Annotated in this window: 2 protein-coding genes; both read right to left on the bottom strand. The window is 35.3% G+C overall.

Annotation, left to right across the window (positions count from 1 at the left end):
- Positions 1–232 (bottom strand): gluconate 2-dehydrogenase subunit 3 family protein (locus HRT72_05430; protein ID NQY67151.1); only part of this gene is annotated, 232 nt, incomplete at its 3' end.
- Positions 233–336: 104 nt separating this feature from the next.
- Positions 337–2,922: T9SS type A sorting domain-containing protein (locus HRT72_05435; protein NQY67152.1), on the bottom strand; the 2,586-nt coding region annotated here is incomplete at its 5' end.

Genomic DNA, 2,922 nt, shown 5'->3' on the forward strand with positions numbered 1-2,922 from the left:
ATTCTTCAACCATTAGAATGATAAAAAGATGCACTTGGGCATCTTCTGCGCCTGGAGTGTTAGTTCGAGGCAGTATTAGATTAACCAATTCTGCCAACATTTTCTCATAATTAGAAAGTTTTAGCAGATTGTTTTTTCTATTCAATTTATGAAAGTTAATACCAGTATAAGTCAAAATACCGGCACTTAAACTACCCATTAGGATTATAAAAATCGCGCTCCTTCTTTTCATCTTAAATTACTTTACATCCAACATTCATTGTATAACTAACAGGGATTTCCATTTAAACCCATTTATTATGTATTGGGATTGAAATGTATTCTAGGTTGTTTAAATCAATTAATAACAATCTTTCTTACTATTGTACCAGAATTGGAAACGAGGTGAACTATGTAAGTCCCCATAGTAAAGTCCTCTAAAGAAATATTCTTCTGATAATTACCGCTCATATTCATTGATTCAACCACCTGGCCAGTAATGTTGATTATTTGCATAAAAGATGAGCCCTTTAGTCCAGTTAGACTCAACATACGATTACTATATATAACGCTAAGCTCAGAATTTTCCCCTTTCAACGTATTGGAACTTTTCTTTACGATCAAATTAAACCGATCTCGGGTATCTGTCTTTTTAAAACTGAAAGAATACGGGTCATGAGAATTTATATCGTATAGAATGTCTTCCTGTAAATCTTTAATGAAAACTTGAATATTTGTATCCAAATCTCCTTCTATGGATAAAGAGAAAGAATAATCTCCAGTGAATCCAACTTCTAAAAATAATGGGATTATTTCGTCAGCAAGAGGTGCTGGAATAGAGTTGATAGAAATTTTATCGTCGCCAAGTTCTGTGTATAAATTGGAACTTTTACCACCAGCAATTAACTTGTAAGCATCGTATTCCAAATCAAAATTAGCTGTGGCATCGTCTTTAAACCTAATCACCGTTTCGTCTGAAACATTATTCCCTTCTATTTTAATTCTTAGCAAAATATCTTGATTGACACTTTTAAATATAGATGCATTATCGCCCAAAGTTCTCACGTCGTTTGTTAATTCTAATGTAGTGGTGCTAGAAGTATTAACAAGAAACCCTTGCATAGTGGCAATTTTGTTTGAACCTCCATTAGTTCCAATTCCACCAACATAGCTCATATACCTTTCGTTGTTGTAATCATAAATATAAAATGCATTGGCCATTAAATAAGGTATTTCTACCAAATCCCAATCGATTATACTGGGGTAAGGATTACCAATAAAATTCCACCCGTCTATTGCTGGATTTCCTGATCCAGAATTAGTAATTAATTTAGAAATAGAGCCTGTATTTAAAGCTCCCGTGAAATCAATCATTCTTTCTATTTTAGGCACATAGATTACAAAACCCTCCATTGATTGAAGTTCAGTATCAATATTATCTGCTCCCCACCAACTCTCATCTGCATTTGAATTAGTTTCATCATACAGCATTAAATTTGGCCATGGATAGCCTCTTGGTCCATTCCCAAAACCTATAAGTGAAAGGTCGTCATCTATTTGCAGTGCTGTTGCATTACTAATCGGTGATGTCATGTAGTGCCATCCAAACGATGATGCATTGTGATTAAGGTACCGTTGCATTGTGACATTTCCGTTTATATTTCCTGAATTATGAAACACACTACCTGCTTGATATTCTGTTGATACTATTGTTAGTTCATTATCGTTTACATCTAATATTCCAGTATTTAAGGTAAGTACACCTAGTATATTCTGATTTTGTTGTAGGAATACATTGGCATCAATGTTCAAATTGTTAAAATTATTTTCTCCATAAATATGCTGATCAATTGTCCCTTTAAAGGTTACACTTCCAGAGTTCGTTATCGAACCAAAGCTGTACAAGTTTTCTAAAACTTTCAAATGTCCGTCACTTGTTAACGAAGTGTTATTTAAATCATTAAACACTATACTATTCACCTCTATTATTTCGTCAATTACGAGACTATTCGCGCCACTGGTAACAGGTTTTACAATTACGAATTGGTTAGCCTCAAGTGATCCGCTACCAACAGGATCGGGAATTAGGCCTTCTTCCCAATTGTTTTTATTATTAAAATCACTGCTCTCGGAACCATTCCATACACCTGCATAATTGGGTTTCCAACAATCCGAAAGATCAAAATTTATTAACGTTCCATGATTTGTTGCCATTGAATTAGTTAGCACTACTTCATTAGTACATTTATAATGTGCTTTTAAATAGGATGATGACGCTGCACCTAATTCAAATCGATTCTCGTTTATTTCGTCTGGAGTGTAAGCATGTACCCACATGCGCAGTTCATCCAGTCTACCTTTAAAATATTTACCCGAATTTAAGTTAGCTCCGATATAGAGTTCACTAGTACTCGTATTAGCAACACCGTTTGCAGAAGCAGTTCCCTCAAGAGCACCATTAACAATTATTTGAATTTCCGATCCGGTTAACACTCCTGCCACGTGATTCCATTCTGACGATGTAAGGTTCGTAGTTCCGTTAACAGAGTACCATGTTTCATCAATGTATACTTTAAAAACAGGGACATTATTACTTGAATTTAAACCCAAAAAGAACTGCTCATCCTTATACATAAAAGGACATTCCCCGCTCCCGCTTGGTGCTTCTGGATATACCCATGCGCTATAAGTGCCTTCTCCTCCGCTTTGAAATTCACTATGGTGCTCTATAACCACGTGATCATCATCACCGTCGAAGTAAAGGGAAGCAGGATCTCCAGAAGACAAGCAATTAAATACATTAATCACTAAAGTGTCGTAAGCTACACCAGAAGGTGTTCCATTATCTTCTGCTTGATAAGCGATAAAATGTGTGCCAACATCAGCTATAGATGTATTAACCGTTATTGTATTTACAGCGAGATTTCCAGCACTAGTAACAAC

The sequence above is a fragment of the Flavobacteriales bacterium genome (assembly GCA_013214975.1).
Lineage (GTDB): Bacteria > Bacteroidota > Bacteroidia > DT-38 > DT-38 > DT-38.